Annotated in this window: 4 protein-coding genes; 1 reads left to right on the top strand and 3 read right to left on the bottom strand. The window is 78.4% G+C overall.

All coding sequences use genetic code 11. The features are described from left to right. Window positions 1-397: 397 nt before the first annotated feature. Both ABT122_RS33085 and ABT122_RS33080 read right to left on the bottom strand, forming a co-directional pair. Complete coding sequence (locus ABT122_RS33085) at window positions 398-1225, bottom strand: ABC transporter permease (RefSeq protein ID WP_451069468.1); 828 nt, start codon at window positions 1223-1225, stop codon at window positions 398-400. Next, window positions 1218-2222, bottom strand: coding sequence for an ABC transporter ATP-binding protein (locus tag ABT122_RS33080; RefSeq protein ID WP_351559816.1), 1005 nt, complete (start codon window positions 2220-2222; stop codon window positions 1218-1220). Before ABT122_RS33080 ends, ABT122_RS33085 begins: the two co-directional genes overlap by 8 nt. A 107-nt stretch (window positions 2223-2329) precedes the next feature. On the opposite strand from ABT122_RS33080, the gene ABT122_RS33075 reads away from it, so the two are divergent. After that, window positions 2330-3241 carry a TetR/AcrR family transcriptional regulator gene (locus ABT122_RS33075; protein WP_351559814.1) on the top strand — a complete coding sequence of 304 codons (912 nt, stop codon included), beginning with the start codon at window positions 2330-2332 and terminating at the stop codon, window positions 3239-3241. A 316-nt stretch (window positions 3242-3557) separates the two neighbouring features. On the opposite strand, the gene ABT122_RS33070 is transcribed toward ABT122_RS33075, so the two are convergent. Further along, window positions 3558-4877 (bottom strand): amidohydrolase family protein, encoded by a 1320-nt coding sequence (locus tag ABT122_RS33070; protein WP_351559812.1) that lies wholly within the window; start codon window positions 4875-4877, stop codon window positions 3558-3560. Window positions 4878-5714: the final 837 nt, after the last annotated feature.

Here is a 5714-nt window from a genome sequence, read left to right as displayed (position 1 = left end):
GCGCGCGGCGAGAGGGCCCCGGTCTCCGTGAGGAGACCGGGGCCCCGGTGGAGCGCTGGGCAGGCCTTGCACCCGCATCCCCCCACGGGAAGTGGGGTGTCTTTCCTTGGACCACCAACGCATGCCCCCCGCCCGGGACTTCCCGGACGCGGCGACAAGATCCACTATAGCGCGGCGGCACCGCCCCCGGCACACCCGGCGGACCGGCCCGGAGACCGGGCGGCGGCGGGGCGGCGCACGGGGACAGCGGTGGCGCCCGGGCGGGGCGGAGCTGTGCGGGCGGGGACGGGCCGGGTGGTCCGGGTGCGCCCTCCTCCTCGCGCGCCAAAGGCCCGCGCGCACCCCGGCCTTCCGGGCCCGGGGGCCGGGGCGGGCCCGGGGGCCGGTGGTGTGCCGCTCAGCGTGTCCGCAGCCGGAAGAGGGGTCCCGAGGCGGCGACGCCCAGGAGCAGGAGGGCGGCGCACCAGGCGGTCGCGGTCCAGGGCGCGGTGCCGACCGGCTGTCCCAGGAGCAGGCCGCGCAGGGATTCGATGAGCGGGGTGACCGGCTGGTTCCCGGCGAAGGCGTGCAGCCAGCCGGGCATGGTGTCGATGGGGACGAACGCGCTGCTCGGGTAGGGCAGGAACGTCATGAGGAAGGTGAGTCCGCCGGCCGTCTCGGGGCTGCGCGCCAGCAGTCCGAGCGCGGCCGAGAGCCAGGAGATCGCGACCAGGAAGAGGAGGAGCAGCGCCGCGGCGGCGAGCCAGGCGGCCGGGGTCGCGTCCGGGCGGAAGCCGAGGAGGAGGGCGACGGTGAGCACCAGGGCGGTCGAGACGGTGTTGCGCAGGGTGCTGGCGGCGACGTGGCCGGCGAGGACGGCCGCGCCGGGGACGTCCAGGGAGCGGAAGCGGTCGATGATGCCGCTCTTCATGTCCTCGCTCACCCCGATCGCGGTGGTGGCGGCGCCGAAGGAGGCGCAGAGCACCAGGATGCCGGGGACGACGTAGGTGATGTAGTCGGTTCCGGTGTCGATCGCCCCGCCGAAGAAGTAGATGAAGACCAGCATCATCATCAGCGGCAGCAGCAGGGAGGTGATGAGGGCGTCGGTGTCGCGGACGCTGATGCGGATGCGGCGGGCGGTGAGGGTGGCGGTCCCGCCCAGGACGGCGGCGCGGCGGCCGGCGGCCGGGCCGCGGGGCGCCGGGGTGCGGCCGGGGGCGGCGGGGCGGCGCAGGACGTCAGGCACGGGCGGGCTCCTTGGCGGTCAGGGCGAGGAAGACGTCGTCGAGGGTCGCCTGGCGGACGGCGAAGCGGACGATGTCGCAGCGGTGGGGGTCGGCGCGGTCGAGCAGGGCGCGGATGCCCGCGGCGGTGCCGTCGGTGGGGAGGCTGACGACCGGTTCGCCCGGGGTGCCGGGGGCGGCGGGGGCGGCGGTGCTCCCGGGGTCCCAGCTGCCCGGGCCGGTGCGTTCGCGGACCCGCAGGGCGGCGGCGTCGTCGGCGGGGACGAGGTCGAGGCGGTGGCCGGCGACGCGGTCCTTGAGTTCGGCGGCGGTGCCCTGGGCGACGAGCCGTCCGCCGTCGATCAGGGCGATCCGGTCGGCGAGCCGGTCGGCCTCCTCCAGGTACTGGGTGGTGAGGAAGACGGTGGTGCCGTCCGCCGCGAGTTCGCGCACGACCTCCCACAGGTCCGCGCGGCTGCGCGGGTCGAGTCCGGTGGTGGGTTCGTCGAGGAAGACGACCTGGGGCTCGCCGACCAGGCCGGCGGCGAGGTCGAGCCGGCGCCGCATGCCGCCGGAGTAGCTCTCGGCGCGGCGGCGGGCGGCTCCGGTGAGGCCGAAGCGTTCGAGCAGCGCGGCGGCGCGGCGGCGGGCCGCCCGGGCGGGCATGCCGTGCAGCCGGGCCACCATGCGGAGGTTCTCCTCGCCGGTGAGTTTCCCGTCCACGGCCGCGAACTGGCCGGTGAGGCTGATGACCCGGCGCACCCGGGCGCGGTCGCGGACGGTGTCCCAGCCGGCGACGCGGGCCTGCCCGGTGTCGGCGGGGGTGAGGGTGGCGAGGATGCGCACGGTGGTGGTCTTGCCGGCTCCGTTGGGGCCCAGGAGCGCGAAGACGCTGCCCCGGCCGATGTTCAGGTCGACTCCGTCGAGGACGCGGACGGTGCCGTAGGCCTTGGTCAGTGCGGTGGCCTCGATGGCGGCCGCGTCCCGGTGCGGGCGGGTGGCGGCGGGTGTTCGGCGCATGGGTCCCCCTGCTTCCTGCTCTTCTGCGTATGACATACGCACTACTGCGTAAGGGTTACGCATTACTAGGATGGAGGTCAAGCGGAACGGGCGAGAGGTGACACGCGATGAGCGACCGCAGCGGTACGGCGGCGGGTGCGGCCGGCGGGAGAGCGGACGCCGGGGGGACGGGAGGCGGCGCGGGGGCGCGGGACGGGGCGGGGACGGGAGGCGGCGCGGGGGCGCGGGACGGGGCGGGGACCGGGCTGCCCGCCAGCATCGAGATGGCCTGGGGGCTGCGCGAGCGCCCGGCGAAGGGCCCCCGGCCCGGGCTGAGCCTGGACCGGATCGTCGGCGCGGCGGTGGCGCTGGCGGCGGCCGAGGGCCTGGGCGCGGTGTCGATGGGCCGGGTCGCGCGCTCGCTGGGGGTGGCGACGATGTCCCTCTACCGCTATGTCGCGGCCAAGGACGAGCTGTACGTCCTGATGCAGGACGCGGCCGCGGGCCCCGCGCCCGCTCCCCCGGCGCCCGGCACCGGCTGGCGGCAGGCGCTCACCTCGTGGGCGCGGGCGCACCGGGAGCTCTTCCGGCGCAACCCCTGGGTGCTGCGGCTGCCGGTCTCCGGACCGCCCATCACCCCCAACTCGGTGGCCTGGTGGGAGTGCGGCCTCGCCGCGCTCGCGGAGACCGGCCTGGACGAGGGCGAGAAGATCGGGGTGGTGCTGCTGGTCTCCGGATTCGTGCGCAACGAGGTCCTGCTGACGTCGGACATCGCCGCCGCGATGGAGACGCAGGGCGTGGGAGGGCAGGAGATGATGCGCCGGTACGGGCACACCCTGCGGCGCCTGGCCGAACCGTCGCGCTATCCGGCGGTGGCCCGGATGCTGGACTCGGGGGTGATGTCGGATGTTCCGGCCGATCCCCGGGCCGACGCCGACGCCGACTTCGCCTTCGGCCTGGAGACCATTCTGGACGGGGTCGGCGCCAGGATCGGCCGGCCGGGCGGCGGCGCGGGAGAGACCGCGGCGGCGGCCGGCTGAGCGACGGGCGGGCGGGGCGGGGGTGTTCCCGGGGCAGGGGGGTTCCCGGGCGGGCGGGGGTGTCCGGCGGGCGCTCAGGGGTCCTGCGCGGGTCCACGGGGTGCGGGCGCGGCGGGGCGGCGGGGCCCGGTCGCCCGGGGCACGGGGCACCCGGGGCACGGGGCACCCGGGGCACGGGGCACCCGGGGCACGGGCCGCCCGGAACGCCGGGGCCTGCGGCGCGGGGCGCGGGGCACCCGGGCGGGCGGCGCACCCACGGGCCGGGCGGCCGGGGCGCGGGCCCGGCCGGGCGGCCGGGGGGCGGCGGGGCGCGGGGTCAGTCCTCGACGGTGAACCCGTGGCTGATCACCGCGGCGGGTGCCGTGAGGAGGGACACGTCGGCCAGCGGGTCGCCCTCGACCAGGACCGCGTCGCCGCGGAAGCCGGGGGCCAGACGGCCCGCCGTGCGCTCCAGGCCGATGAGGCGTGCCGCGCCCGTGGTGGCGGTGCGGATCGCGTCGAGGGCGGGCAGGCCCGCGGCGCGCATCAGCTCGATCTCGCGGCCGATGGGGTCGATGACCCCGCCGGAGGAGTCGGTGCCGGCGGCGACGGGGACGCCGAGTTCGAAGGCGCGGCGCACCGCGCGCCGGGCGGTGGGCAGGAACAGGCGTCCCCGTTCGGCCAGGACCGGGTCCGGGTCGGCGGCCAGGCTCGCCATCGCGGCGAGGGTGGGGGTGAGGAAGGTGCCGCGGCGGCGCATGTCGTGCATGGTGCGCTCGCCGAGGTACACCCCGTGCTCGATGCTGGCGACGCCCGCCAGGACGGCGTCGTGGATGCCCTGCTCGCTGTAGCTGTGGCACAGGACGGTGGCCCCGCCCCGGCGGGCCGCCGCGACGGTGGCGGAGAGCTGTTCGCGGTCGTAGACCTGGGTGAGCGGGTCCTCGTCCGGGGAGCCCGCCCGTTCGTTGGCCCGGGTCTTGATCACGTCGGCGCCCCGGGCGAGGTTCACCTCGACGACCCGGCGCAGGGCCTCGGGGGTGCGGACGCCGTCCTTGAGGCGGGCGAGGGGGGCGAGTTCGGGGTCGGCCAGCAGGGTGTCGCCGGGGCGGGGGGTGACGAAGACGCCCGCCGCGCGCATCCGGGGTGCGCGCCGCGGGGTCCAGCGGGCGAGTTCGCGCAGTGCGATGTCCTGGTAGAAGGGGGTGCTGCCGCTGCGGACGCTGGTCGCGCCGAGGCGGACGGCGCGGTGCGCGTCGGTCAGGGTGGTGAGGTGGACATGGGCGTCGACCAGGCCCGGCAGGACCCAGCGGCCGTCCGCGCGGACGGTGGCGGCCCGGCCGCGCACGGCGGCGGCGGCCTGCCGGGTGGCGTGGCGGGTGCCGGCGGCGCGGACGGTGCCGTCCTCGATGACGACCACGGCGTCCTCGGTGACCCGCCCGGTGTGCGGGTCCAGGAGGGTGCCGCCGTCGATGATCAGCGTCCCGCCGCGCGGCGGGCGCCCGGAGCCCGTGCCCGCGCCGGGCATCCCCCGGTCCGCCGCCGCGGTGCCCGCGGCGGCGGCGGTCAGTGCCGTGCCGCCGGCCAGGACGGTGGCGGCCATGACACCGCGGCGGGTGACCCCCGGCGGGGGCGGCGGGGTTCCGGCGTCGTCGCACATGGGCATGGCTCCTCGGAAAGCAGGGATGTGGCGGTGACTCCGCGGCGCCTGGCCAGTGCCCGATGGCGTGGACGATAGCCGCACCGGAAGGTGCATACAACACCTTGTTGCGCGGGCGGGTGCGCAGGGGCGGGCGGCGGCGGTACGGGCAAGCGCCCGGCGGCAGCGGTACGGGCAAGCGCCCGGCGGCAGCGGTACGGGCGGGGCGCGGGAGACGGCGGCCGTCCTGGCGTTCCCGGCCCGGGGGTTCCCGGCCCGGGGGTTCCCGGCCCGGGGGTGTGGCGGACGCGCGGGACGGTGCGGCGCCCGGGCCGGTGCGGCGCGCTGCTGCCCGCGCCGGCGGCGGGGGCGGGGGCGGGGCGGAGGAGCGGGTGGCTTCCGGGGCGGCGGGACCGGGCGGAGCCGGCCCCGTCCGGCGACTGCCGGTCCTCGCCGCCAGCGTCAGCCGGGGGCGGCGCCGGTGCCGGTGCCCGGGGACGGAGAGGCCCGGGGCAGCGGCCGGGAGACCGAGGACGCGGCGCCGGGAGCGGGGATGCCCCGGGGCGGTGCCGGGAGCGGGGGCGCCGAGGGGGCGGGGCGGTTCGTCGCGGGGAGGTGCGCGGAGGTGCGCGGAGGTTCTCGTATGCCCGCGCGGCGGCACCTTCCGGTCCGTCACCGGCGGGCGCCGGGGGCGGTGTTCGTCGGGGCCGCAGGCCGGGGGCCGGGACACGGCGGCAGGAGTACGCAGCGGTGCGGGCAGGCCGGGCCCGACGCCGTCCGCCGGGGCCCCGGCAGGCCCGCCCCGGCCGGAACCGGAGCCCGGGGGCCACCGCCGCGCCGCGGCACGGCGGTGGCCCC

Source organism: Streptomyces sp. NPDC001985, from assembly GCF_040296845.1.
Lineage (GTDB): Bacteria > Actinomycetota > Actinomycetes > Streptomycetales > Streptomycetaceae > Streptomyces.
Note: the sequence above shows the minus strand (reverse complement) of the source record. Positions and strands in the feature narration are given on the sequence as shown.

Excerpts from the sequence above, each read along its gene's own strand:
- ABT122_RS33080 (WP_351559816.1), bottom strand. The coding sequence starts at position 2,222 with ATGCGCCGAACACCCGCCGCCACCCGCCCGCACCGGGACGCGGCCGCC.
- ABT122_RS33075 (WP_351559814.1), top strand. The coding sequence starts at position 2,330 with ATGAGCGACCGCAGCGGTACGGCGGCGGGTGCGGCCGGCGGGAGAGCG.
- ABT122_RS33070 (WP_351559812.1), bottom strand. The coding sequence starts at position 4,877 with ATGTGCGACGACGCCGGAACCCCGCCGCCCCCGCCGGGGGTCACCCGC.